Here is a 25,911-nt window from a genome sequence, read left to right as displayed (position 1 = left end):
AAAACACCATGGCCCTGCAGGCCTTGGTGACGGCCCATGCTGCGCTCGGGCACAACCATTTCTTCAAGAACAATCAGTTGTTCAAGCAGTGGACGGACGCTGGGGCGATCCTCAGCTACCTGGACTTCGCCAAGGGCTACATTGTCCGTTGCGAGGAGCGGCACGGCCTCGCCGCGGTCGAGGCTGTTCTCGATTCCGCCCACGCGTTGATGGCGCAGGGTGTGTTCCGCTATCACCGGCCGCCGAAGCTGTCGTCGGTACGGCAGCGCGAAGGGCTTCGCGAGCGCCTCGAATACGAAGAGCACTCCTACAATGATTTGTGGCGGACGCTGCCGCAGTCGCAGCAAAAGGCCAACGACAAGGGACAAGACCCGGAGCGGAAGAAATCGCTCAACCTGCCCGAAGAAAACCTGCTGTATTTCCTGGAAAAGAACAGCCTGGTCCTGGAGCCTTGGCAGCGTGAGATCATCAGGATCGTTCGTGTCATAGCACAATATTTTTATCCGCAAAGGCAAACACAGGTGATGAACGAGGGCTGCGCCACTTTCGTCCACTATACGCTGATGAATATGCTGTTCGATCGCGGCCAGATCAGCGAAGGCGCCATGCTCGAAATCCTGCGGAATCATTCCAACGTGGTCTTCCAGCCGGCGTTCGACGATCCGCGCTTTTCCGGCATCAACCCCTACGCTCTCGGTCTCGATATGATGCAGGACATTCAGCGCATCTCGACCGAGCCGACGGCCGAGGACCGCGACTGGTTTCCCGACATCGCCGGCCACGGCAACTGGCGCGAGATCCTGCTCGACGCCTGGGCGGATCACCGCGACGAGTCCTTTATCCGCCAGTACCTCAGTCCGACTTTGATCCGGAAATGGCGGTTCTTTGTGATCGGCGACGCTGCCGACCAACCGCATTGCCAGGTCACCTCCATCCACAACGAACGCGGCTATGACAAGATACGCGCCGCGCTCGCTCACAGCTACGAGGTTGGCGCGAACCAACCGGACATCCAGGTGGTGGATGTCGATCTGCTCGGCGATCGACATTTGCGACTGCAGCACAAGGTCAATGACGGCATCCTTCTCGATGATGCCAGCCGCGACGCCACGCTTCGTCACATCCGCAGGCTTTGGGGTTATGAGGTCAGCTTGGCGGCCATCGACGCTGAGACGGGCGCGGCGATCCACGAACGCTCGACGAGCCAGATCGCAGAATGAGGCTCCGTAGTTGCGCAGGTTCTGATGGCGCCAAAAAGTGCGCAGCGGTCTTCGGCGGCATGCATTGAAACAGGGGCTTGAAGCACGTCGCCTGAATTCGTTTCAACGCGACACGCCCTAAGCATCTCCCGCCGGCCTGATCCTGAGTCTGGCGATCCGGTTCTTGTCGCGCTTCATCACGACGAAGCGTTTGCCGTGGAACGTAAAGGCCTGTTTTTCCTCGGGGATCGACTGCGTCTCGTGGATGACGAGGCCGGCGATGGTGGTGGCCTCCTCATCCGGCAGGTTCCAGTCGAGCGCCCGGTTCAGGTCGCGGATCGGCACCGTGCCGTCGACGACGACGGAACCGTCGGCCTCCTGCTTGACGCCCTGAATGTCGACATCGTGCTCGTCGGCGATCTCGCCGACGATCTCCTCGATGATGTCCTCCAGCGTCACCAGCCCTTCGACCTCGCCATATTCATCGACGACGACGGCGAAATGCGCCTTGCGGCGCAGGAAGGCGTTGAGCTGCTCCTGCAAGGTCGTGGTGTCGGGCACGAACCACGGTTTCGAGGCGATCTTCATCACATCGATCTTGGAGAAGTCGTTGCCAACATCGTTGAGCGCCCGCAGCAGGTCCTTGGCGTGCAGCACGCCGACAATGTTGTCGAGCGAGCCCTTCCACAACGGCATGCGGGTGTGCGGGCTCTGCAGGATCTCGCGCACCACCGCCTCCGGCGCATTGTCGGCATTGACCGAGCGCATGTTGGTGCGGTGGACCATGATGTCGGACACTTCGAGCTCGGCGAGATCGAACAGGCCGCCGACGCGATCGCGATCCTCGCGCACCACCTGGCCGTCGCGACGGAAATCGTCGACCGCACCGCGCAACTCGTCCTGGCTTGAGCGCTGCGGCTCGATGCGCGACAGTTCATAGCCGAAAGCGGCAAGCAGGCGCGTGCGCAAGGCTACGGCCAGCAGGATGAGGACGGCAAGGACAGCGACGACAATCCAGCCGGTCTCGTTGGTCATCTCGGTCGGCTCTTCTGCTGGCCCGGCCGCATCTTCTGCTGGCCCGGCCGGCTTTCCTGCTCGCCCGGATGGTTCTCCTTCAGGAACGACAGCACTTCCGAAGCCGGCACGTCCTTGGCGATGAAGGCCTGGCCGATGCCGCGCGTCAGGATGAAGGTCAGCGCACCGCGCGACACCTTCTTGTCCTGCGCGATGAAGGAAAGCAGCGCCTCGGCATCAGGCAAATCACCCGGAATGTCGGCCATCCGCCACGGCAGGCCGACGGCACGCAGATGCGCCTCGACGCGCGACGCGTCGTCGGGGCTGGCGAGGTTGAGCCGCGACGAGAAGCGATGCGCCAGCGCCATGCCGACGGCGACACCCTCGCCATGGACGAGGCGGGTTCCGTCATACTGGGTGGCGGCTTCCAGCGCGTGACCGAAAGTGTGGCCGAGATTGAGCAGTGCACGGTCGCCGGTCTCGAACTCGTCGCGGGCGACCACATCGGCCTTGGCGCGGCAGGCTTCGGCTATGGCCTGCGCCCTCTCCGGCCCGCCGGCGAACACTCGGACCCAGTTCTCTTCCAGCCAGGTGAAAAACGTCGGTCGGTCGATGAGCCCGTATTTGGCAAGCTCGGCATAGCCGGCGCGGAATTCGCGGATCGGCAGCGTGTCGAGCACTTCGGTGTCGGCCAGCACCAGCTTCGGCTGATGGAAGACGCCGACCAGGTTCTTGCCGCGCGCGCTGTTGATGCCGGTCTTGCCGCCGACCGAGGAATCGACCTGCGCCAGCAGCGAGGTCGGGATCTGCACGAAATTCATACCGCGGCGCACGATGCCTGCGGCAAAGCCGGCAAGGTCGCCGATGACGCCGCCGCCAAAGGCGATGACGATGTCGCCGCGTTCCAGCCTAGCGGCCAGCACGCCGTCGACCGCCTCTTCGAGATGGGCAAAGCTCTTGGTCTTCTCGCCGGGCGGCAGCGTGATGACGGCGGGCTGGATACCGCCCGTTTCGAGACCGGCCTTCAGCGCATCGAGATGCGCCGCCGCGACATTGGCGTCGGTGATGACCGCAGCGCGCGTGCCCGGCAGGCGGCGCGAAATCTCGGCACCGGCGCGCGACAGCAGACCGGAGCCGATCAGGATGTCGTAGGTCCGGTCGCCAAGGCCGACTTCGACGGTGACTGACTGATCCGCGCTCATGATCGTATCTCGCCTGTCGCGGCAGTCTCATCAATGCCGAAATGCCGGCAAAGCGCATTCACCACCTCGGCCGCGATGACCTCCTTGCGGTCGTCGCGGGTCGGTACGGTGACGTCTGATGTCGCGTAGACTGGATAGCGCTCCTCCATCAGCCGCTCCAGCACGGCGCGCGGGTCGGCACTTCTGAGGAGCGGCCGGTTCTGCTTCTTGGAGACGCGCTCCATCAAGAGGTCGAGCTCGGCCTTCAGCCACACCGACACGCCATGGCCAGCGATGGCCTCGCGCGTCTGCGCGTTCATGAAGGCGCCGCCGCCGGTCGACAGCACCTGCGGTCCGTTTTCCAGCACGCGCAGGATGACGCGTTGCTCCAGGGCCCTGAACTCGGCCTCGCCATAACGCTCGAACAGCTCCGGAACGGTCATGCGCGAGACGCTTTCGATCTCCTGGTCGCTGTCGATGAACGGCAGCGCCAGCATCGCGGCCACCTTGCGGCCGATCGCCGTCTTGCCGGCGCCCATCAACCCGACGAAGACGACGGAACGGCTGCCCAGCCGGCCAAGCAGCGGGGCGTGGTTCTCGTCTGGAGGATTTGCTGGCAGCGCGTTCATCGGATGTTTCGAGGGCCCTCTTTGCCGGCGTATCGACATGAAAAGCCCGTTTGCGTCAAGCTTGGCGAGCAGCCTGAGCCCGATATGGGCTGGCCGGGCTGCATCAGAAGTTGCTAACAAGCCTCAGCTTCTTGCTTGAATTGGCCGGATTGGCGTCCCATAAGGGCACAGGGTTTGGAAACGCAGAACAAGAAGACGGGCGAAAATTATGCCGACACTGTTTCGCTTTGTCGTGATCCTCGCGATTCTGGCCGGCATTGCCTATGGTACGATGTTCGCGCTGGTGATGTTCGTCGAGCCCAGGAAGGCGGAAATGAGCGTGCGCATTCCGCCGGAAAAGCTCAACCCCAAGAAAAGCTGATCGCTGCCCGGAAACGCCCTGCCAAGAAAAAACCCCGCCAAGAAAAACTCAGAATGAACAGCGCCGCCCGCATCGAAGCCTTTCTGGAAATGATGAGCGCCGAGCGGGGTGCCGCCGAAAACACGCTGTCCTCCTACCGCCGTGATCTCGAAGACGCTTCGGACGCGATCGATGGCGGGCTTGCCCGTGCCGGCGCCGCCGATATCCGCGCCTATCTCGACGACATCGCCGCGCGCGGCTTCGCGCCGACGTCGCAAGCGCGCAAACTGTCGGCGATCCGACAGTTCTTCAAGTTCCTCTACGCCGAAGGCCTGCGCGGCGATGACCCGACCGGCACGCTGGACAGTCCGAAAAAGGGCCGTCCGCTGCCGAAGACGATGAGCGAGGCCGACACCGGCCGGCTGATCGACCGCGCAGCACTTGAGGCCGGCGATCCCAGGCTCGGCACCGATGCCGCGCCTGGCAACAGCGATTGGCTGGCGGCACTGCGCCTGCATGCGCTGGTCGAGGTGCTTTATGCCACCGGCCTGCGCGTTTCCGAGCTGGTCGGCCTGCCGGTGACGGTGGCGCAGCGCGACGACCGTTTCTTCATGGTGCGCGGCAAGGGCGACAAGGAGCGCATGGTGCCGCTGTCGGCCAAGGCGCGCACGGCGATGCGGAGTTGGCTTGCCGCCCGCGCCAAGGTGCCCGCCTTAGCTGACAGTCCGTTTCTGTTTCCCGCCGCCTCCGACAGCGGCTATCTCTCGCGCCAGGTCTTTGCCCGCGACCTGAAAGGGCTGGCAGCAAGGGCCGGCATCGCCTCGGCGAAGATCTCGCCGCATGTGCTGCGTCACGCTTTCGCCAGCCATCTCCTGCAGAACGGCGCCGATCTCAGGGCCGTGCAGCAATTGCTCGGCCATGCCGACATATCGACGACACAGATTTACACCCATGTGCTGGAAGAGCGGCTCGTGCGGCTGGTCAACGATCATCATCCGCTTGCCGACTAGGCCTCATATCGCTATGTGAGGACGACATTCCACCGCCCGGAGCCTTGGATTTCAGGGTTCTGCCAGTCCTCGCCTTTCCGACGTATCGGTCCGCTCACGCATGTACAATTACCTCGATTTCGAAAAGCCGGTGCAGGACCTCGAGGGCAAGATCCTCGAGCTGAAGAAGCTTGCCGAGAATGGCGAAGCCGTCGATGTCGGCGACGAGATCAGCCGTCTCGAGAAGCGCTCGCGCGACGCGCTGCGCGACGCCTACAAGGCGCTGACGCCATGGCAGAAGGTGCAGGTGGCGCGCCATCCCGACAGGCCACATTGCGTCGACTACATCAAGGGCCTGTTCAACGATTTCACGCCGCTCGCCGGTGACCGCAATTTCGGCGAGGACCAGGCGATCGTCGGCGGTTTCGCCCGCTTCCGCGGCGAGCCGGTGGCGATTATCGGCCAGGAAAAGGGTTCCGACACGACCAGCCGGCTGAAGCACAATTTCGGCTCGGTGCGGCCGGAAGGCTATCGCAAGGCGGTGCGGCTGATGGAGCTCGCCGACCGCTTCAAGATCCCGCTGCTGACGTTGGTCGACACCGCCGGCGCCTATCCCGGCGTCGGTGCCGAGGAGCGTGGCCAGGCGGAAGCCATTGCCCGCTCGACCTCGGCCTGCCTTGGCCTGAAAGTGCCGTCGATCTCGGTGGTCATCGGCGAAGGCGGCTCGGGCGGCGCCATCGCGATCGCCACCGCCAACCGTGTCTACATGCTCGAACACTCCATCTATTCGGTGATCTCGCCGGAAGGCGCCGCCTCGATCCTGTGGCGCGACACGACGCGATCGAAGGATGCGGCGACCAACATGAAGATCACCGCACAGGATCTTCTGGAACTGAAGATCATCGACGCCATCATCCCCGAGCCGCTCGGCGGCGCGCATCGTGGCGCCGAAACCGTGATTGCCGCGACCGGTGACCTCATCGCCAAGACGATGAAGGAGTTTTCCGGCGCCAACACCGATTTCCGCGAGCAGCGCCGCGAGAAATACCTGGCAATGGGTCGCAGTCTCTAAACCATGGCCCTGCCCTGCCCGCCGCAATGTGGCGGCGCGGAGCATTTTTGCCACAAAAATGCCGCTGCATTCGGCTCAATGAGACTACCGCAAGGGGACGCGTCGACACTTGTGGTAAGGAATTTTCAAGGTTAACGGGCTTAGTGTCCGTACACGTTCAATGCAGTAGCCGTGGCATGAATTGCCTTGGCGCAGAGAAAAAGACGATATCCGCAGCCATGTTCGCCAAGCTTGCCCGCACCGGAATCCTGATCGCTGCCCTCGCCGTGGCCGGCTGCAACGATTCGTCGATGAAGGATTTCGCGCCGGAGGCCAACAAGCCGCTGCCCGACAAGATCCTCGCCGACATGAGGGCCAAGGGCATGGTCCGGACCTCGTCGGTGATGGCCCGCATCTTCAAGGAAGAGGGCAAGCTCGAAATCTGGAAGGCCAAGACCAACGGCCGCTACGACATGGTCGCGAGCTACGACATCTGCAAATGGTCGGGCAAGCTCGGGCCGAAATACACCGAAGGCGACCGCCAGGCGCCGGAAGGCTTTTACACGGTGCGTCCGGCGCAAATGAACCCGCGCTCGAACTACCATCTGTCCTTCAACATCGGCTTTCCCAACGCCTATGACCGCGCTAATGGCCGCACCGGCGCCAATTTGATGGTGCACGGCGCCTGTTCATCGTCGGGTTGCTATTCGATGACCGATGCGCAGATCGAGCAGATCTATGCCTTCGGCCGCGATGCCTTCCAGGGTGGCCAGACCGAATTCCAGATCCAGGCGTTTCCGTTCCGCATGACCGCCGCCAACATGGCGCGCTACCGCAACGACCCGAACTATCAGTTCTGGAAGATGCTGAAGGTTGGCTACGACAATTTCGAGGTCACCAAGGTGCCGCCGAAGGTCGACGTTTGCGAGAAGCGCTACGTCTTCAACCAGGTTGCCGCCGACGGCCAGACATTCAACCCCACCGGCCCGTGCCCGGTGACCACCCAACCGGATTCTTTGAAGAGCGCCTACAACGCCTACCAGAGCACCTATGACGCGGCGTTCAACGGCGCGCTCAAGGCCAGCGTGCCCCCGCCGAAGCCGACCATCGCCGGCATCAAGGAAGCCAGCATCGTCTCCGACTGGTCGAAGCGCCGGGCGCGCGGCGAACGCGTGCCGATCGACCCGCCGTCGCTCAACACCGACGGTTCGGTGACCGAGACGGCGCGCATGGGCCGCATCGATTCGCCGGCCGGCCGCAAGATGGCGGCACTCGACGCCGAAAAAGCCGCCAAGCAGAAGGCCGAAGAGCAGAGGCTTGCCGCCATAGAGGCTGCCAAGCAGGCCAAGGAAGCCGCCAAAGCGCAGGCCCTGGCCGAAAAGGAAGCGGCCAAGGCCGAAAAATTGGCGGCCCAGACCGCCAAGGAAGCGCCTGTCGCCACCGCCACCATCGTAGCCCCCACCGACGCCGCGCCGGAGGCCGAAACGCAGGCGGCAAGCGCCGACGAGAGCCGGGTCACCAAGCTGAAGAACAAGTTGCTCGGCATGTTCGGCGGCTGAGGTCTTCGCCTTGGCCCAGGACGACGCTGTCTATGACCTCAAGGGTTTGAACTGCCCCTTGCCCGTGCTCAAGGCGAAGAAGCGCCTTGCCGGAATGCAGCCGGGCAGCAGGCTTTGGCTTGAAACCACCGACCCGCTCGCCGTCATCGATATCCCGGCTTTCTGCTCCGACAGCGGCCATCAACTGATAGAAACGGCGTCGGTCTCAGGCGGCCATCGTTTTCTGGTCGAGCGCGGCGAGCAGCGAACGTAGGGATTAATGCCCGGCAATCGCCAGCGGGTTGTTCTCCAGCGCCGCGCGGTCGGGCGTGTCGATCGACGGCCGGTTGGTGAAGGCGGCAAACAGCCGGCGAATATAGCCCTCGGGCATGTCGAGCGTGATCAGCACCAACCGCGTACCGCGCTGGCCATCCGGCCAGGACGGCAATTGGACCGGCGGATGCAGAATTTTCTGCACGCCATGGATCACCAATGGCCGCGAGGGGTCTTCCCTGAGTTCGATGACGCCCTTCATGCGCAACAGATGCTCGCCATGTGTCGAGCGCAGCAGGTCGAGAAACATCTCGATCGCTGAAAAAGGCACCGGGCCGTCATGGACCAGCGAATAGGAACGCACACGCTGATCGTGGCGATGGCCATGGTCATGCTGGTGATCATAACCGTGATGATGGTGATCATGGTGATGTGCCGCTTCCTCGCCCAACCACCGCCGCACGTCGGCGGATTTTGTTGCCGGGTTGTAGAGCCCGCAGTCAAACAGCGCCGCCACGCCTGTCCCCGTGTCGGCGGCATCGAGCAGCTCGGCCCCCGGATTGATCTGCCGCAAGCGCGCCCGCAGCGTTTCCAGGTCGCTGGTGTCGGTGACGAGATCGGCTTTGCCGAGCACGATGCGGTCGGCGACGGCGACCTGCTTGACCGCCTCGACATAGCCATCGAGCGTGGCATTGCCATTGACCGCATCGACCAGCGTGATGACGCCGTCGAGCCGGAAGGCCTGGACCAGCGCCGGATGCGCCATGATCGACTGCAGCACCGGCGCCGGGTCGGCAAGACCCGTGGTCTCGACGATGACGCGGGCCAGCCGGGCGATGCGGCCGGTCTGCAGCCGGTCGACCAGGTCGGCCAGCGTGTCGACCAGTTCGCCACGCACCGTGCAGCACAGGCAGCCGTCCGAAAGCTGGATGATGCCGTCGGAAGCCTGCTCGACCAGCAGATGGTCGATCGCCACCTCGCCGAACTCGTTGATGATGACCGCCGTGTCGGCCAGCGCCGGATCCTTCAACAGCCGGTTGAGCAGCGTCGTCTTGCCGGCGCCGAGGAAACCGGTCAGCACCGAGACTGGGATCGGAAAGCCGCTCATCGGGCTCTATCTGTTTGTTTGAGCATTATCTTTTCCGAAAACCGGATTCCACTTTTTCGGGATCATGCTCTAGTTGGCAACCTTGACCGGCTGGTCGCCCTGCGCAGCGGGACCGGCAACGACCGGACCCGTGCCGGCTGGTGCCGGCCTGTCGGGACGCCAGCTCGGAACCGGCACGTCGGCATATTCCTGGCCACCCTGGTCGAGCATCGCCTTCGGCGCCGGACCGGTGGCGCCGCCAAGGCCGACGGCTACCAGCGTCGGCACATGGTCGAGCTTTTCCTGGTAGGGTGACTTCGGCACGTCCTTGGCGGCAGCGGCCGGCGCTGCCTCGGACTGCTCCGCCGGCGCCTTCTTCCTGCAGATCTCGTCATGCATGTCGTTGGGCGAGACGGTGTCGCCATACGGTGCCAGCGTGGCGATGGTGGCAGAGCCGGACGCTGGCGTGTCAAAACCCTGGTCGAGCAGTTTCGCGGCGGTCTCGGCACGGGTGACTGCCGATTTCTCGCCAAGCACCACCGCGACCAGCGTGCGTCCGTTGCGGGTCGCCGAGCCGATCATGTTGAAGCCGGAAGGACAGACGAAGCCCGTCTTCATGCCGTCGGCGCCGGGATACCGGCCGATGAGCAGATTGTAGTTCGAGATCGCCTTCTTGCCGACCGCAAGGCCCTCGATCGAGAACCATGGCGCATATTGCGGAAATTCACGCCGGATCGCCATCACCAGCACGGCGAGATCACGCGCCGTCGTGTACTGGTCCGGCGAATAGAGCCCATTCGGATTGACGAAATGCGTGCCGTTCATGCCGAGCCGGGTCGCCTCGGCGTTCATCCGTTCGGCGAAGGCCGCCTGCGAGCCGCCGACATTTTCGCCGACAGCCATGGCGATGTCGTTGGCCGACTTGACCAGCATCATCTTCAGCGCGTTGTCGAGCCGCATCACCGAGCCCGGCTTGAAGCCCATCTTGCTTGGCGGCTCGGCGGCCGAGTGTTTGGTCACCTTGATCGGCGAATCGAGCTGGACCTCGCCGGCCGCGATCGCCCGGAAGGTCACATAAGCGGTCATCAGCTTGCTCAGCGAGGCCGGATACCAGCGCTTGAACGCGTCCTGATGCTGCAGGATCTTGCCGTTGTTGAGGTCGAACAGAACGACTGGATTGGCCTGCGCCGACCCAGCCAGGACCGACAGCACGATTGCGCCAGCCGAGAATAGTTTGAGGAAATGCCTGTGCCGCATGATCAAATCCGAAATCGCCTCTTGCCGTAGTCGCCCCTGGCTCCGTAAGATTTCGTTACGCGATCGCCAGCATGATGCGTCCGACCCTCAAAAACCGGACCACATCGTTGCGGTGCTATTTACTCTATGTGACGCCAAGATGGCAAAGTGCCTGACGATCACAATTGCAAGGCAGCGGACGACACCCGCCTGTCCCAACAGCGAAATGGAACCATCATGCCAATCCTGAACCGTGCCGCCGAAATGCAGGACGAAGTTGCCGGCTGGCGCCAGCATCTGCATCAGACGCCGGAACTGAACTTCGACGTCTTCAAGACCGCCGCCTTCGTTACCGAGAAGCTGAAGGCCTTCGGTTGCGACGACGTGGTGACCGGCCTCGGCAAGACCGGCGTCGTCGGCATCATCCGCGGCCGCCAGGGCGAAGGCCCCACCATCGGCCTGCGCGCCGACATGGACGCGCTGCCGCTCAACGAGATCACCGGCAAGCCCTACGCCTCGACCAATCCCGGCAAGATGCACGCCTGCGGCCATGATGGCCACACGGCGATGCTTCTGGGTGCCGCGAAATATCTCGCCGAGACGCGCAATTTCACTGGCTCGGTGGCGGTGATCTTCCAGCCGGCCGAGGAAGGCGGCGGCGGCGGCAACGAGATGGTCAAGGACGGCATGATGGAGCGCTTCGACATCTCCAGGGTGTTCGGCATGCACAACATGCCGGGCCTGCCGGTCGGGCAGTTCGCCATCCGCCCAGGCCCGATCATGGCGGCGACGGCCGAGTTCACCATCACCGTGCGCGGCAGAGGCGGCCATGCGGCGATGCCGCACGCCACGATCGATCCGATCGTCATCGCCAGCCAGCTGGTCGGCGCCTTGCAGACGATCGCCTCGCGCAGCACCGATCCGGTCGAGGCCGTGGTGGTGTCGGTGACCAAGTTCCACGCCGGCGATGCCTACAACATCATCCCGGAAACGGCGGAAATCGCCGGCACCGTGCGCACCTTGCGCAAGGAAATCGCCAAAAAGTCCGAAGAGCGCATCCGCAGCATCTGCGATGGGCTGGCGACCGCGTTCGGCGCCAAGATCGAGGTCGACTACCAGGCGAACTACCCCGTGACCTTCAACCATGCGGAGGAGACGGTGTTTGCCAGCGACGTCGCGGCTGGTGTCGCCGGCGACGCTCATGTCCACCGCGGCATCCAGCCGGTGATGGGCGGCGAGGATTTCTCCTACATGCTGGAAGCCCGGCCCGGCGCCTTCATCTTCATCGGCAATGGCGACACCGCCGGTCTCCATCACCCGGCCTACGACTTCAACGACGAGGTCATCCCGCACGGCATGAGCTATTGGGTGAAACTGGCTGAAACCGCGCTGGCGGCCTGATGCCTCTTGCCAAAGGACTGGCCGAATTGCGTTCGGCCGGCCTCTTGGCGAAACGATCCGAAGCGGCTATGTGTCGGGCCGCGTGGTCCCGTAGCTCAGTAGGATAGAGCGGCAGATTCCTAATCTGTAGGTCACAGGTTCGATTCCTGTCGGGATCACCATTCAGTCTTTGTTATCAATGACTTAGTGGGCATCTCTGGTAACCGGGGCAGATTTCCGGGCGGAGGTGGGGTTTGCAGGGGGGGCGGGTTTGTGATTCACCCTTTGCGTGACTCTGCCGCCGAATGATTCGCTTGAAGGCCTGTCGCTGGCGGAACTCCGCGGGCTGGTTGGGACGCTGCTCGGCGAAGTGCGGGGTCTTCACGGACAGGTCGAGAGCCTGCAGATGGAGAACCAGGCGCTGCGCGCCGACAACCAGAGCCTGAAGGACGAGATTAAGCGTCTGAAGGACCTGCCTCCGCGGCCGCCAATCAAGCCGTCCAAACCGTCGGGGATGGAGAAGGCGACGGGGGCGAAAGCGGCCAAGGGCAAGCGTCGGCGGCGCGGCGCCAAGCGCGACAGCGCTCGTGTGAGCCGCGAGGTGACGGTTGCGGTGAGCTCCCCTGCGGGCTCCCGCTTCAAGGGGTATGAGACGATCCTGGTGCGCGATCTGGTGTTGTCGGCCGAGGTGGTGCGCTACCGGCGCGAACGCTGGGTGACCCCGAGCGGCGAGACGATCGTGGCGCCACTGCCGTCGGGGATTGTCGGCGGCTGGGGCGCGAACCTGCGCCGCTTCATCCTGGCCTGCCATATTCAGGGCCAAGTGACGACGGAGCGATTAACCGCACTCTTGACGGGCATTGGCGTCGACATCTCGAAGCGTCAGGTGGTGCGGCTGATTTCGGAGGGCCTCGAGGTCTTCGTTGCAGAGGATCGTGACGTGTTGCGCACCGGACTTGCCACGGCGCGCTGGATCACGGTCGATGATACGTCGGCGCGCCACGCCAACCAGGACGGCTACACCGCTCAGATCGGCGATGACCGCTTCACCGCGTTCCGCACCGGGCGATCGAAGTCACGGGGGGCGTTCCTGGCAACGCTGCGCGCCGGGCACGGCGATTACGTCATCAATGACGAGGCGTTGGCCTATATGCGCGGCCGCAACCTCGCTGGTCCGGTGATCGACCGGCTGGCGGCTTTCCCGCAAAAGGTGTTTGCCGACAGCGCCGCCTGGCAGGCGCATCTGGCAGCACTGGGCCTCGACCAGCTTGCGGTTGAGCCGAACCCGGTCAAGATTGCCACCGAGGGGGCGATGTGGGGGGCGATCCGCCATCATGGCTTTCTTGCCGACGCCGTTATCGTCTCCGATGACGCCGGCCAGTTCCGCATCGCCGACCATGCTCTGTGTTGGGTCCACGCCGAGCGGCTCGTCCACAAATTGGTGCCGATGACGCCAGACCAGCGCCAGGCCGTTGACGTCATGCGCCAGTTGATCTGGTGGTTCTATCACGACCTGAAGAGCTATCAGCGGTCACCTTGTCCGCGCCGCGCGGCGGCCTTGCGTGCCCGCTTCGACCGCCTGTTCAAACGACGAACCGGCTACGTCATGCTCGACAGGCTGCTCACCCGGCTTCACCGCCGCAAGCATGAACTCCTGCGCGTTCTCGATCGCCCCGAGATCCCACTCCACACCAACGGTTCGGAAAACGACATTCGCGCCGTGGTTATAAAACGCAAGATCTCCGGCGGGACCGTCAGTGACGCAGGCAGAGATGCCCGCGATGTCCTGCTCGGCCTGATGAAGACCTGCACCAAGCTCGGCGTCTCCTTCTTCGCCTACCTCGGCGACCGCCTTGGTATCCCCACACAAACCGCCGTTCTGCCGCTTCCCGATCTCGTCAGCCAAGCCGCTCCAGCCTGATCGCCCGGAAATCTGCCCCGGTTACGCATCTCTGTGAGAACCATCCCTCAAGATCGGGGCGATGCAATGTGCATCCGCCGACGACGTCTCTGACCACTTGTTCCTGCATTTTGGCCATTTTGTCTCTGTTTTGCATAAGTCCGAAAACCGGGCCTAATTCATTAAAGGTTTCCGAGGCTTGCAAACGCTCGTAGGTCAACGGTTCGATTCCTGCTTGGATCACCATTCAGTCTTTGTTATCAATGACTTAGTGGGCATCTCTGTGAGAACCATCCCTCAAGATCGGGGCGATGCAATGTGCATCCGCCGACGACGTCTCTGACCACTTGTTCCTGCATTTTGGCCATTTTGTCTCTGTTTTGCATAAGTCCGAAAACCGGGCCTAATTCATTAAAGGTTTCCGAGGCTTGCAAACGCTCGTAGGTCAACGGTTCGATTCCTGCTTGGATCACCATGCAGTCACAGCAAAAATCGCTCGCATTGGGGTGGCTCGAAATTCCGTCGACATATCCGTGGGATAGGCTGGGCCGTCTCTGAACAGTCGGGCTTGCACGCTCCGTCCGTCTCTGTTTCTCTCGCCTTTTCACGACCCGTCTCACCAGGCGGTTTTCCGCGCCCTATTGTTTTGAATAACGATGCAATGAGGATCGTTGGACATCCTGAAGAATGTGCCCCAACGCCAGACGGCTGACTTGGGTTATCGACCAATGAGGCTATCAAAAGCCCAGGGCGGTCCGTTGCTGATCCCAATCGGCCGGAAGATCGACGAGCCGAGCGAGTCGCCGGGCGGTCAAGCTAGCAGGTTGATTGCCCGAGAAGATGTCGTCCACGATCGCCGGAGCGAGGAATGCTAATGGCAATGCCTTGCTTAGGTCGGCACGATGGATGCCGGTAACTTTCGAGAGCTCAGAGATACTTCGAGCCGAGCCATTTGTAAGTGCCGCCAACATGGCGTGCGACTTGGCCAGTAGGTTGACCAGACTTGGATCAGGAGATTTTTCCGACTTTGGCTGATCTCCAATAGCCAAGCGAGCCTCATTTCCTCGCCTTTGAATTTCGCATGCTACGGTGATCTTGTGAGTTTCTGCCGAGACAAGAGGTGATTCGGACTTCGTTGTGTCGGCTCGTTCATCGCCTCGTGAATGCAACAGCGACCTCACCAAAGCAGCAGGATTGATTTCAAGCTCGATGGCCCTTGGCGCGAGCGTAATCCGCACGATTGCGCTTTTGACCATCGATCTACGCTGAGCATTAGATTCTGGCGAGTTTCTCACAAGGCCGTTCGCCGTGTTCAACCCCCTCCCAATCGACTCCTTCGATGCGTAGTGCTCGATCCATTCGGCCAGTAATAGTTTGCCGTTAAGCACCGCGATCAGCTGCTGATCGACAATTGCTTCCAGTTCGTCGGCCGGAACTCTCCAACCACTATCGTCTTTGCGCCGCGCGACCTTCAATCGATTGGAGATATAGTAGCGGTAGCGCTTGCCATGGTTGTTGGCATAAGCCGGGCTCAATCGATCACCGGTCTCGTCGAAGACCAGGCCTGTCAGCAGATGCAAATCCGCGACATTCAACCGCGACCGCCGTCTCGGCCCTTGCTGCTTTAGCAGGGCCTGAACAGATGCAAACAACTGAACATCTACGATCGGTTGATGGGCGCCATCGTAACATGCGTCTTTGTGACGAGCCTGGCCGATGTAAACCGGGTTTGAAAGCATGTGATAAAGTCGCCCACGGCTGACAGAACGCCTAGCAGGATCAGTCTCCGCGTCTGTCTGGCGGTGATTGAGTTCATCTGCCAAGGCTAGCACCGATTTCAATTCCATGTAGCGATGGAATATCGATCGAACGGTTGCCGCTCCCACTTCGTCAATCACCAGCTTCTTGTCGATAGCACGGTAGCCGAGTGGAGTGGTGCCGCCCATCCAAATGCCTTTCTTCCTGGACGCTGCGATCTTGTCGCGAATGCGCTCTGCGGTGACCTCACGTTCGAACTGCGCGAACGATAGAAGGACATTGAGCGTCAGCCTGCCCATCGACGTCGTGGTGTTGAACTGCTGGGTGACAGAGACGAAAGCGACGCTGTGCGCATCGAAGGTCTCGACGATCTTGGAAAAATCCATCAGCGACCGCGTCAGCCTGTCAATCTTGTAGACTACGACTACATCGACGCATTTGCCACGTATGTCTTGAAGCAGGCGCTGCAGCGCCGGCCTCTCCAACGTCCCTCCCGAAATTCCACCATCGTCGTAGAAATCGGGAACAAGTTTCCAGCCCAGCCCTACCTGCGAAGCGATGAAAGCCACGCATGCCTCGCGTTGCGCATCGAGCGAGTTGAATTCCTGCTCAAGGCCCTCTTCGGTGGATTTGCGGGTGTAGACCGCACAGCGCAGTTTCTGCTGATTGCTCATAGCCCAAAGAACCTCGGACCGGACCAATGGGCGCCGGTGATCTCTTGGGCGATGGCGGTGAGAGACCGATAGAGCTTACCATCAAAGAGAAATCCCTCTGCCATCACGTCGACGATGTGGGTTTTGCCATTCCAGTCACGCAGGAGACGGGTCCCTTTTGATTGGGGACGACGCGGCTTCGCGACAGCGCGGGCATTTTCCGCAGCACCGCCTAGACTATTTGACACCTCACAAGCTGGGTTTCGCACTGTCCCTGCCCCGTTGATGCCACACCGGCGAACCGCCTCGGCGAGACGCTTCTTGGTTTCGGTCGACAGGCCTCCAAGCCTCTTTGCCTGCAGATGCCAGGCAGCGGCTCTGACCAGAACCTCACGCCGCACGCCGCTCGGCGGCGGGCAGCCATAAATCCTTGTCCAACGTGCGGCGAGTTGATCGCGAGAGAGGTCGCCGAGCGCGACGACCTCCTGTTGAAGCTTTGGGTTAGTAGCCATGACCTGTAACCGGGGCAGATTTCCGGGCGATCAGGCTGGAGCGGCTTGGCTGACGAGATCGGGAAGCGGCAGAACGGCGGTTTGTGTGGGGATACCAAGGCGGTCGCCGAGGTAGGCGAAGAAGGAGACGCCGAGCTTGGTGCAGGTCTTCATCAGGCCGAGCAGGACATCGCGGGCATCTCTGCCTGCGTCACTGACGGTCCCGCCGGAGATCTTGCGTTTTATAACCACGGCGCGAATGTCGTTTTCCGAACCGTTGGTGTGGAGTGGGATCTCGGGGCGATCGAGAACGCGCAGGAGTTCATGCTTGCGGCGGTGAAGCCGGGTGAGCAGCCTGTCGAGCATGACGTAGCCGGTTCGTCGTTTGAACAGGCGGTCGAAGCGGGCACGCAAGGCCGCCGCGCGGCGCGGACAAGGTGACCGCTGATAGCTCTTCAGGTCGTGATAGAACCACCAGATCAACTGGCGCATGACGTCAACGGCCTGGCGCTGGTCTGGCGTCATCGGCACCAATTTGTGGACGAGCCGCTCGGCGTGGACCCAACACAGAGCATGGTCGGCGATGCGGAACTGGCCGGCGTCATCGGAGACGATAACGGCGTCGGCAAGAAAGCCATGATGGCGGATCGCCCCCCACATCGCCCCCTCAGTGGCAATCTTGACCGGGTTCGGCTCAACCGCAAGCTGGTCGAGGCCCAGTGCTGCCAGATGCGCCTGCCAGGCGGCGCTGTCGGCAAACACCTTTTGCGGGAAAGCCGCCAGCCGGTCGATCACCGGACCAGCGAGGTTGCGGCCGCGCATATAGGCCAACGCCTCGTCATTGATGACGTAATCGCCGTGCCCGGCGCGCAGCGTTGCCAGGAACGCCCCCCGTGACTTCGATCGCCCGGTGCGGAACGCGGTGAAGCGGTCATCGCCGATCTGAGCGGTGTAGCCGTCCTGGTTGGCGTGGCGCGCCGACGTATCATCGACCGTGATCCAGCGCGCCGTGGCAAGTCCGGTGCGCAACACGTCACGATCCTCTGCAACGAAGACCTCGAGGCCCTCCGAAATCAGCCGCACCACCTGACGCTTCGAGATGTCGACGCCAATGCCCGTCAAGAGTGCGGTTAATCGCTCCGTCGTCACTTGGCCCTGAATATGGCAGGCCAGGATGAAGCGGCGCAGGTTCGCGCCCCAGCCGCCGACAATCCCCGACGGCAGTGGCGCCACGATCGTCTCGCCGCTCGGGCTCACCCAGCGTTCGCGCCGGTAGCGCACCACCTCGGCCGACAACACCAGATCGCGCACCAGGATCGTCTCATACCCCTTGAAGCGGGAGCCCGCAGGGGAGCTCACCGCAACCGTCACCTCGCGGCTCACACGAGCGCTGTCGCGCTTGGCGCCGCGCCGCCGACGCTTGCCCTTGGCCGCTTTCGCCCCCGTCGCCTTCTCCATCCCCGACGGTTTGGACGGCTTGATTGGCGGCCGCGGAGGCAGGTCCTTCAGACGCTTAATCTCGTCCTTCAGGCTCTGGTTGTCGGCGCGCAGCGCCTGGTTCTCCATCTGCAGGCTCTCGACCTGTCCGTGAAGACCCCGCACTTCGCCGAGCAGCGTCCCAACCAGCCCGCGGAGTTCCGCCAGCGACAGGCCTTCAAGCGAATCATTCGGCGGCAGAGTCACGCAAAGGGTGAATCACAAACCCGCCCCCCTGCAAACCCCACCTCCGCCCGGAAATCTGCCCCGGTTACCCATGACCTCAAACGGCCTTGGCCTTGGTGTCGAGCCGGTAGCGTCGGACGCCGTCCTTGCCGACTTCGCTGAGTAGTGACAGGCCGAGCTTCTTCTTCACCGTTCCGGAGAGAAACCCGCGTACCGAATGAGCCTGCCAACCAGTGGCCTCGATCAATGCCTCAAGCGTGCTACCCTTGGCCAACCGAAGTTTCTTCAAGACAATGTCCGTCTTCGTCTCCGCAGGCTTAGGGCTCTTAGGCTTGTTTGCAACTTCTGCTTCATCGGCGGGCAGCTTCCGATGGCGCGTCAGAGGTTTTGCGACAGACTGATCCGGGAGATTCTCAGGTTCCCCGCTTCCAGTGCCTGCGCTCTGGGCAGTGTCGGTAACGCGCATTGTCCTTCTCCATCAATACCGGCGCCGGACCGCCCGATGCCTGTACTGACTGGAGCCCGCAGGGGGGCGGGCCTCGAACCGAGGTGACTTAGTCGCCCGGTCCAGACAGCAATGCTTGCTGTCCCAACGAAGTCCAGCTGCACCAAGAATTATTTAATGACCGCTTTGGCGCCCAAAGTCGGTCATCCAGACTGATTTCACTGTCACCCGAAGGCAGACATCGTCAGCAGAACGGTTGGTCGAAGTTGCGCCAAGGAGTGGACATTGGACGTTTGCGAGTAAGCGAATGTTGACAACGAACATCCTACGACGGATGACCAGTTCCCGGGGAGCCTACCAACAAGGCAGGGGACAGGCGCAAATTCTTCTCAACAATGGCTGGCGTTTCAGTGTCGATCAAGAAGACCGCCATCGACCACGACAACACGTTTTCGGAGATTCTGGAAGAGGCGGCAGAAGAATGACGGGCTCGACAATAAACGAAGGCCTGATCAGCTGGTCGCATAATACAAGGGCGAGAAAATGCTGCTGCTGCACTTTTCGGACATCCACTTCAAAAAGACCGAGGTCGGGCAACCGGACGATCCGAACCTGGCGCTGCGCAGCGACATCATCAAGGATGTCAAACGAATCCGAAAGGAGATCGGCAAGCCAGCCGATGGCGTCCTGCTAACTGGCGACATCGCCTTTGCAGGTCACCCAGCGGAATACGACTTCGCTTACCAATGGCTGGAGGAGAAGCTCTGTCCGGCGGCCGGCTGCAAGATCGAGGATGTGTTCGTCATCCCCGGCAATCACGACGTAGACAGGAAGGTCGAGACCGATCCTGCGCAGGTCCTGGCTCGGGAGGCCCTTCGAAGCAAACCCGCCACCGAGGTGAATGGTGAACTCCGAAAGTGGATGCGGGGCAAGATCGCCGCCAGCGTGATTTTCGGACCCATCCAGAATTACAACCGTTTCGCGGCCAAGTTCCTTTGTCCTTTGCGGGCGTACATCGACGACGACGGAACAGGAGACAATCCCGCCCGGCCGTTCGCCTGCAGGGACGTGCCGTTAAATGACGGCTCGACGCTTCGCATGTGGGGCTTCAACACGGTTCTGGTGTCCGACATCGCGGACGACGAGCGGCGTATGCTGATCGACCCCGCCGCGGCACAGATCGAGGAGGAAGACGGCGTGTGCCACATGGTCATGGCCCACCACCCCTTCAACTGGTTAAAGAACCGGAAGGACTTCGAGGACCGCTGTAACTTAGTTGCGAAAATCCAGCTTTTCGGTCACGAACACACTAGGCGCGTCGACGAAGGAAAGCGGTATCTTCGGATCAGGGCCGGTGCCATGCATCCTGAACGGGACGAGTCCGATTGGAAGCCGGGCTACAATTGGATCGATATCGCCGTTGATCGGGTCGAAGGAAAACGCAAGCTCGCCGTAAAGGTCTGGGTGAGGCAATATGAAACCGACAATTTTCTCGCCGTACCTGACCAGGAAGGCGAGACCGTGTGGGTGAACAGCTACGACCTGCCTGAATGGCGCGCGCCGGCTGCTCCGCTAGTCGAGACCAATATTGGGGAAAAGATTCTGCCAGTGCTGGAGTCACAGACCATGCCGATGTCCGCGCCCCCGCCCTCGCCGCCGTCTGTCAGAAGCGTCACGATTAAGTTTTTCAAGCTCAAGGAGCACGAACAGCGTCGTCTGATCTCGCAGATGAAACTTGATAAGTCGGGGGATAGTGAATTGAAGGATTACGAACTAGTGATAGCCACAGTGAGGAGGAGCCAGGAACAAGGAATCCTTCCCGATCTCGATAAGCTTATCGACGAGGCATTGAAGGAAGGAAAGCACTGATGGTCGGCCAGTTCGATTTCATCCAGTCCTACAGGGATCTGGATCCGGATGCTTCGCGCGAAATCATTGATGCGCGTCAGAAGAGCCACGACAAAATCCAGGGGACCGTGAAGTCAATGCTTCGCGTCTTTGACCTGTGCAAGATTGCGTTTCTGTTGGAGGCGCCGTCCGAGGCCGAGTGGTTCGAAAAGCCGATTCGAGATCTTGATCCCCATTTCTTGCTCAAGAAGGACAAGGCCGAAGCCGGAAAACTTGCCGCTTTGCTTCTACGCGAGCGGCTCACTTGGACGGGCGGCGTCAGCAATATCGCCGTGCTCACTACGTCGTTCTGTGGCAGGCGGCACTCCGCCGACGCAGATGCCTTAACCATGGATGCGAACGACGCGCTTTCCACTGCGGTTCGCCTACATCGGACTTTGCAAGGTGGAAAGCCGATAGTCGCTCCGAAGTTTAAGTCGGCTGCGACAGAGATCGCCAATGTGGCCGCGTCCAACCCGGTACCAGGAGAAATAGTTAGGCAGGCCATCGAGGCCGTCCTAGCTTCGACCGAAGCCGCCGCCAAATCGCTTGCCGAGGCGACTGAAGCATCGCAGGCGCCGGCGCGTGCCGACATCGTCAGGCTTGCCGAGGAAGTCGACATGCTGTGGTGGCATATCGGCGATTGGCATGAATTGCTGGAGAAGCCTAGGTCGGACGCTAATCGTGAAACGAAGATCCTCGCGTCGGGAATCGAACTGGGCACATTAGTGCGACAAGTCCCTGGTCCCTACGGGGCATACGGGCTGCTTCGCAGGATCGCGGCATCCGATGCGGACGCAAAGACTAGCCTTCGCGCCGCGGTGACGGCAGTTTCTCAAGTCGACGCAGGCAAGCTCGCAAGGAATATCTCGCCCTCCTCGGCATCGCTCGTTCCGGTGCATACGGCACTTCAAGCTCTCGCTAGAACTGGGACGGAATGGGACAAGGACGCCGGCGACGCGGTTTCCGACGTCGCGGATATGGAGATCTCGTTCTACGAACTCGGCTTGCAGGCTTACCGTGAGCGCATCTTGATCGATCAGGGAAGTCTGGACTGATGAATGTAGCCGCACCGATCTGCAGCGACACGGCGTGCCAGGTTCAAGTCGACGGGGTGTGCCGGCTGGGAAACGATCCCGTCGAAGGCTGCCCCCACTATGCCATCGAGACGGATGAGATCGAAGTGCCTGCCGAAGAACAGGAGCCGAGGGTTGCGCAGCCCGTCCCAATATGGTCGAGCGAAGCGCTGCTTCTCGATGACCTCGTCGCCCTCAAGCGGCGGCGACAGGTTCGAACGATCGCGCTTGTCGGCGAGCAAAAGGTTGGCAAGACGACCCTCCTCGCGTCGATCTACGGTGCATACTGCAAGGGCCCGTTCGCTGATCTGACGTTCGTCGGCAGCGAAACCTTGCTCGCATTTGCCAGGCTGCAGTCGTTCGCGCTGGTGAGCTCGGAGCGGGGGTCGCCGACCATTCCGCGCACCAGCCGGCGAGATCCGCTCAGTTTTTTTCATCTCGCGCTTGCCCGTGCGGGTGGAGAGGTTGTGGATCTCGCGATCGCCGATCGTTCGGGCGAGACCTACACTACGGCCCGCACGTCCACTGACGTGATTGCGACCCTTGCAGAACTGCGTCATGCTGATCGGGTCTGCTTCCTTCTCGATGGAGCGCGGCTCGCGTCGATGGACAACCGGACAGCCTACACTAGGCATTTCAGGCAGATGATCAATGCCCTGAATGACAGTGGCGCACTCGCTGCCGGGCAGGATGTCGAGATTTTGTCTACCAAATTCGACATCACCCGCACCGCTGATCAGGACGAGAAGAACGTCGAATTCCTCGACGAATACCAAGCGCGCCTCGTTTCTGATTTCCAAAAAAAGGGGCTCGCCATTTCCTCCCATCACATTTGCGCACTGCCCAAGGCGGATCGTGGGGTTGGGCTCGTGGGACTTGATAAAATGGTCCAGCGGTGGACCGCGCGGAGGCCGCTGCCCGAGGTGGCGCCCCAACCGGTTCATAACGCTACGCGTCAGTTCGACAGGTTGCTGGCCAAGCTCTGAGGAGGTTCGGACGTGGACGGACGGTTTATGGTTTTTGGCGTTCAACACGCAGGCAAGACGACGTTTGCCGCTGCACTGTGGCATCTTGTCGACAGTGAGGAAATCCCGACCGCACTGAAGAAGGGCAAGCATGCCGGCGACTTTAGTTACCTCGAAGAAATGTCTCAATCCTGGGCCGATGGGTTCGAGGTCGAGCGAACCCCATCAACGCAGGTGGAGAACATACTTGTCAACCTCGTGCATGCCTCTTCGGGCACCGAGATGGAGCTCGAGTTCGATGACCTCTCGGGCGAGACGTTCGAGAACGCTTTCTCGACGAGATTTTGTCCCGAGAAGTTCGTCGATCTTGTTCGGAATGCGCAGGGCATCCTTCTTTTCATCAGCGCGTCAAGGACGAATGACAGTGTCACGATTCTCGACGCGTTCGATGCCGAAGAGGACGAGGCGCAACCGGACGCCGAGGCTTCTGCATGGAATCCTGCACAAGCGCCGCTGCAGGTACAGTTGGTGGACCTGCTGCAGTGTCTTCAGCGCCCACCGTTCGAGAAGCCGCCGTTGAAGATCGCCGTTATCGTGTCGGCGTGGGATCTAGCGCCGCCGGAGGCCACTGATGCGGGCAAGTGGCTGGAAGATCGCTATCCGCTGCTTTCGCAGTACCTCAACAACTCCGAGGGAGTGACCGATGTACAGGTCTATGGCGTGTCTGCGCAGGGCGGCAAGCTGTCGAAAAGGAGAGACGGGCCGGGCCCTGACCGTCAGCGGCTCTTGGCGATCACCCCGCCGAGCAAGCGCATACGCATCGTAGGCGCAGAGGCATCCGAACATGATCTCACCGCCCCTTTGCTGTGGTTGGCAGGCCTGGAGATTGTGAATTGAACGTCGTTTTGCCAGATCCGGTAGATCAGGCCCTGTTCGGCTATGCGGACGGTCATCGTCAGATTGCGACTTCCTACCGCTTGCCTCCGAAAGATCTCTTCCTTCTCAGTTCGGCGAGTGACTTGGCCAGTGGCGCACGCCTTGGCGATGATGATAGCTATCTGACCGGACTGCCTCTGCCGGAATCGAAGAGGTATGCCCTCCTCCGTACATGGGCTGCTCCGGAGATGCCGCGTCCGGGCTGCGTCTGGAGCCACACGCTGCTGCTGGACTCCAGGACGATGTCTTCGATTGCGTCCTTTTCCGAATTCTTGAAATTGTTCCGTCGTCCGGTCGGACGAGACACTTCGAACTATGGAAAACCTTTGAACCTGGCCTCCTCGCTTGAGGTGGGGTCGGGACCTGTTGATTTGATATCGGCGATCATCGACGGGTACTACTCGGACAGGATAGTGACCCTTTCCTCCAGCGAGAATGGTCCTAAGGAAATTGAACGTTCGATACTCGCGGTCTGGTCCCAGCAGTGGCCGCGACTGAGAACGGTCTTCTCTTTCTGCACCGCAGACTTGAACGAGCGCCGACGTTCCGAGGGCGGTGAATACGACATCCAAGTCTCTGCCTTAGGCGAGGCTGCGTCGTCCAAATTGCCGCGTTGGGTGTCGTTCGGAGCGATCGATGCGGCTGAGAACAGGGTCACACCGCTCAGACGCTTTCTGTGGCGCTATGGCCGCGATCTTTCGGCCTCCCGGCGCCAATACAAGATGCTCGTCGATCTGTTCGAGCAGACGGAGGGCGCAAATGAGATTTCGGGAGAAGCGGCTTTGACAGTCTTCAACACCTTGCAGGACCCATCCGAGGGGGCGGTTCTCAAGCGCGACATCTTGGGCATAGGTCCGAGTTCGCCGCGGTTGATCGCAGCCATATCGGCCGTCGATTTCCTGCAGCTTATGACCTCCCAGTCGCTGCCGGAGATGCCGACAGCCTCACAGGTGGAGCGGAGGTTGGAAGAGCTGACCTCGCGTGAGATCGGAAAGGTCGCTCGTTACTACGACACCAACAAGGAGGCATTGTCGCCATGGAAGAACCCAATTTATGGCGCCATCATCGCTCTCGCGGACAAATCGTTGGTTATGTCAGAGTATCCGACCGACATGATCGCGGACGTGCTGCTGGCGCGAGACGACCTCATCGACGGTGATACGCTTCCGCTCGCTGCGAATGATGTCCTTCCGCGCCTTCTAAAAGACGATGCTCCCGCGCAAGTCTGCCGCGCCGTGATCGACGAAATGCTTCGTCGCGATATGGGCGATTTGGAAGGCACCATGATTTCTTCCAAGCCGGATCTCTTTTTCCAATCAGCCGTCGAGGCGTACTGCGAGAACCGGATCGATCAATCTTGGCTCGGACGGCTTCCTCACCATTCTGGAGCAATTTTTGCGGGTTCTTGGCTCTCACAACTGCAGTCGACGATAGGACTTGCGGCGGCTCTCGCGATCCTTCGCTATCCTCGAAACCTTGCGAATAGTTCTACCGAAATTGCACAGCGCCTATCAGAATTGCACGACGATGCGCAAGGCGATGAACGTACGAACATGCAGGCTGCGTTGCTGAGGGCCGCGGTGGATATAGAATCTGCGCAAAGCTGGTCTCTTATCTCGGTGGTTCTGCCAGAGCTTCGGACTACAATTCTTAAGGGCGTTCTACCACGAACTGCTGATACGATACTGAGTAAAGATCTTCCGAGTTTTTACTCGGCAGGATATTGGGATCTGAATAAGAGAATTCTTCTTAGTTTATCGAAGTTATACAGAGTATTTCCTAATGACGACGCACTGCACCGTCTCGCACTCAACCCCGCCGAGCAGGAAATTGTTCTTGCTGGAGAAGAGCGCTCGATGAAGTACCCATTCGCTAAATTGTGGGACTGGCTGTAGAGGCGCAGCATTTGCCGTCTTCCCATGATCGCAAGCGCCTTACAAAGCGACACTTACTGTCGAGACCGGCGACGTGGCCAAGGCCAACGAGCAATTGGCGTCGCTGGAAAAAATCTGTCCGGCAGGTTGCGATGAGCTTTCGGACCTGCAGAAAGCGATCGACACCAAAGTGACCAAGTAAGGTCGCGCGGCCAGCACGGGCCAAGACTTTTGGGCGCCGGTGGGCTGGCGCCCGAAAACCGGAGCCGGCGTCTCTCCCTCCGCCGGCTCCGACCCATTCAAATATCAAACGCTTGCAGCGTCATTTCATACGTCCGGCAGGACGC

Annotated in this window: 23 protein-coding genes and 1 tRNA gene; 14 read left to right on the top strand and 10 right to left on the bottom strand. The window is 61.1% G+C overall.

Annotation, left to right across the window (positions count from 1 at the left end; genetic code table 11):
* A partial coding sequence (locus tag ACFSOZ_RS34105; RefSeq protein ID WP_379105477.1) for a SpoVR family protein occupies positions 1-1,220 on the top strand: 1,220 nt, incomplete at its 5' end.
* A 117-nt stretch (positions 1,221-1,337) separates the two neighbouring features.
* Here the strand turns inward: ACFSOZ_RS34105 and ACFSOZ_RS34100 are convergent.
* From ACFSOZ_RS34100 to ACFSOZ_RS34090, 3 genes are read right to left on the bottom strand one after another with little or no spacing between them, the layout of a single operon-like run.
* Positions 1,338-2,234 (bottom strand): HlyC/CorC family transporter, encoded by an 897-nt coding sequence (locus ACFSOZ_RS34100; protein ID WP_111544307.1) that lies wholly within the window; start codon positions 2,232-2,234, stop codon positions 1,338-1,340.
* A complete protein-coding gene (aroB, locus tag ACFSOZ_RS34095; protein WP_379105475.1) occupies positions 2,231-3,415 on the bottom strand; it encodes a 3-dehydroquinate synthase in 1,185 nt (394 codons plus the stop codon). The genes ACFSOZ_RS34100 and aroB overlap by 4 nt, the downstream gene beginning before the upstream one ends.
* Complete coding sequence (locus ACFSOZ_RS34090; protein ID WP_379105473.1) at positions 3,412-4,023, bottom strand: shikimate kinase; 612 nt, start codon at positions 4,021-4,023, stop codon at positions 3,412-3,414. Before ACFSOZ_RS34090 ends, aroB begins: the two co-directional genes overlap by 4 nt.
* 208 nt (positions 4,024-4,231) lie before the next feature.
* On the opposite strand from ACFSOZ_RS34090, the gene ACFSOZ_RS34085 reads away from it, so the two are divergent.
* The 5 genes from ACFSOZ_RS34085 to ACFSOZ_RS34065 all read left to right on the top strand — a co-directional run bounded on the left by ACFSOZ_RS34085 (position 4,232) and on the right by ACFSOZ_RS34065 (position 8,215).
* On the top strand, positions 4,232-4,384 hold the full coding sequence (locus ACFSOZ_RS34085) for a histidine kinase (protein WP_095084921.1): 153 nt from the start codon (positions 4,232-4,234) through the stop codon (positions 4,382-4,384).
* A 53-nt stretch (positions 4,385-4,437) separates the two neighbouring features.
* Positions 4,438-5,373, top strand: a complete 936-nt coding sequence (locus ACFSOZ_RS34080; RefSeq protein ID WP_379105471.1) for a site-specific tyrosine recombinase XerD — start codon at positions 4,438-4,440, stop codon at positions 5,371-5,373.
* A gap of 100 nt (positions 5,374-5,473) precedes the next feature.
* Positions 5,474-6,424: an acetyl-CoA carboxylase carboxyltransferase subunit alpha gene (locus ACFSOZ_RS34075; protein ID WP_379105470.1), complete on the top strand. Its 951-nt coding sequence runs from the start codon at positions 5,474-5,476 to the stop codon at positions 6,422-6,424.
* Positions 6,425-6,642: 218 nt separating this feature from the next.
* A complete protein-coding gene (locus ACFSOZ_RS34070) occupies positions 6,643-7,962 on the top strand; it encodes a L,D-transpeptidase family protein (RefSeq protein ID WP_379105469.1) in 1,320 nt (439 codons plus the stop codon).
* A gap of 10 nt (positions 7,963-7,972) precedes the next feature.
* On the top strand, positions 7,973-8,215 hold the full coding sequence (locus ACFSOZ_RS34065) for a sulfurtransferase TusA family protein (protein WP_379105468.1): 243 nt from the start codon (positions 7,973-7,975) through the stop codon (positions 8,213-8,215).
* A gap of 3 nt (positions 8,216-8,218) precedes the next feature.
* Here the strand turns inward: ACFSOZ_RS34065 and ACFSOZ_RS34060 are convergent, their stop codons facing one another.
* Complete coding sequence (locus tag ACFSOZ_RS34060; protein WP_379105466.1) at positions 8,219-9,322, bottom strand: CobW family GTP-binding protein; 1,104 nt, start codon at positions 9,320-9,322, stop codon at positions 8,219-8,221.
* Between the two features lie 69 nt (positions 9,323-9,391).
* On the bottom strand, positions 9,392-10,558 hold the full coding sequence (locus ACFSOZ_RS34055; RefSeq protein WP_379105464.1) for a serine hydrolase: 1,167 nt from the start codon (positions 10,556-10,558) through the stop codon (positions 9,392-9,394).
* Between the two features lie 216 nt (positions 10,559-10,774).
* Between ACFSOZ_RS34055 and ACFSOZ_RS34050 the strand changes: the two genes are divergently transcribed.
* From ACFSOZ_RS34050 to ACFSOZ_RS34040, 3 genes are all read left to right on the top strand, one after another.
* Positions 10,775-11,938: a M20 aminoacylase family protein gene (locus ACFSOZ_RS34050; RefSeq protein ID WP_379105462.1), complete on the top strand. Its 1,164-nt coding sequence runs from the start codon at positions 10,775-10,777 to the stop codon at positions 11,936-11,938.
* 84 nt (positions 11,939-12,022) lie between these two features.
* Positions 12,023-12,099: transfer RNA gene (locus ACFSOZ_RS34045), tRNA-Arg, on the top strand.
* Positions 12,100-12,206: 107 nt separating this feature from the next.
* A complete protein-coding gene (locus ACFSOZ_RS34040) occupies positions 12,207-13,838 on the top strand; it encodes an IS66 family transposase (protein WP_379078746.1) in 1,632 nt (543 codons plus the stop codon).
* Here ACFSOZ_RS34040 and ACFSOZ_RS34035 read toward each other — a convergent pair.
* The 5 genes from ACFSOZ_RS34035 to ACFSOZ_RS34015 all read right to left on the bottom strand — a co-directional run bounded on the left by ACFSOZ_RS34035 (position 13,816) and on the right by ACFSOZ_RS34015 (position 18,847).
* Positions 13,816-14,037 carry a hypothetical protein gene (locus ACFSOZ_RS34035; protein ID WP_379105460.1) on the bottom strand — a complete coding sequence of 74 codons (222 nt, stop codon included), beginning with the start codon at positions 14,035-14,037 and terminating at the stop codon, positions 13,816-13,818. The two genes, ACFSOZ_RS34040 and ACFSOZ_RS34035, sit on opposite strands and share 23 nt — an antisense overlap.
* A 517-nt stretch (positions 14,038-14,554) precedes the next feature.
* The gene (locus ACFSOZ_RS34030; RefSeq protein WP_379105458.1) at positions 14,555-16,249 is read right to left on the bottom strand and encodes a recombinase family protein; all 1,695 of its coding nucleotides are present in this window, start codon (positions 16,247-16,249) and stop codon (positions 14,555-14,557) included.
* Entirely contained in the window at positions 16,246-16,740 is a 495-nt protein-coding gene (locus ACFSOZ_RS34025) for a DUF2924 domain-containing protein (protein ID WP_379105456.1), read from the bottom strand. Before ACFSOZ_RS34025 ends, ACFSOZ_RS34030 begins: the two co-directional genes overlap by 4 nt.
* A gap of 30 nt (positions 16,741-16,770) precedes the next feature.
* Positions 16,771-18,402: an IS66 family transposase gene (locus tag ACFSOZ_RS34020; protein WP_379100243.1), complete on the bottom strand. Its 1,632-nt coding sequence runs from the start codon at positions 18,400-18,402 to the stop codon at positions 16,771-16,773.
* Between the two features lie 76 nt (positions 18,403-18,478).
* Complete coding sequence (locus ACFSOZ_RS34015) at positions 18,479-18,847, bottom strand: DUF3489 domain-containing protein (protein ID WP_379105455.1); 369 nt, start codon at positions 18,845-18,847, stop codon at positions 18,479-18,481.
* Between the two features lie 522 nt (positions 18,848-19,369).
* Here ACFSOZ_RS34015 and ACFSOZ_RS34010 point away from each other — a divergent pair.
* The 5 genes from ACFSOZ_RS34010 to ACFSOZ_RS33990 are packed head-to-tail and all read left to right on the top strand — an operon-like array spanning position 19,370 to position 25,585.
* A complete protein-coding gene (locus ACFSOZ_RS34010) occupies positions 19,370-20,695 on the top strand; it encodes a metallophosphoesterase (RefSeq protein WP_379105453.1) in 1,326 nt (441 codons plus the stop codon).
* Complete coding sequence (locus tag ACFSOZ_RS34005) at positions 20,695-21,771, top strand: GTPase-associated system all-helical protein GASH (RefSeq protein ID WP_379105451.1); 1,077 nt, start codon at positions 20,695-20,697, stop codon at positions 21,769-21,771. The genes ACFSOZ_RS34010 and ACFSOZ_RS34005 overlap by 1 nt, the downstream gene beginning before the upstream one ends.
* On the top strand, positions 21,771-22,775 hold the full coding sequence (locus tag ACFSOZ_RS34000; RefSeq protein ID WP_379105449.1) for a TRAFAC clade GTPase domain-containing protein: 1,005 nt from the start codon (positions 21,771-21,773) through the stop codon (positions 22,773-22,775). The genes ACFSOZ_RS34005 and ACFSOZ_RS34000 overlap by 1 nt, the downstream gene beginning before the upstream one ends.
* 12 nt (positions 22,776-22,787) lie before the next feature.
* On the top strand, positions 22,788-23,651 hold the full coding sequence (locus ACFSOZ_RS33995; protein WP_379105447.1) for a TRAFAC clade GTPase domain-containing protein: 864 nt from the start codon (positions 22,788-22,790) through the stop codon (positions 23,649-23,651).
* Positions 23,648-25,585 carry a GAP1-N1 domain-containing protein gene (locus ACFSOZ_RS33990; RefSeq protein WP_379105445.1) on the top strand — a complete coding sequence of 646 codons (1,938 nt, stop codon included), beginning with the start codon at positions 23,648-23,650 and terminating at the stop codon, positions 25,583-25,585. Before ACFSOZ_RS33995 ends, ACFSOZ_RS33990 begins: the two co-directional genes overlap by 4 nt.
* The last annotated feature ends 326 nt before the right edge of the window (positions 25,586-25,911 follow it).

The sequence above is a fragment of the Mesorhizobium newzealandense genome, assembly GCF_042682145.1.
GTDB lineage: Bacteria > Pseudomonadota > Alphaproteobacteria > Rhizobiales > Rhizobiaceae > Mesorhizobium > Mesorhizobium newzealandense.
This window is presented reverse-complemented; position numbering and strand designations above follow the sequence as displayed.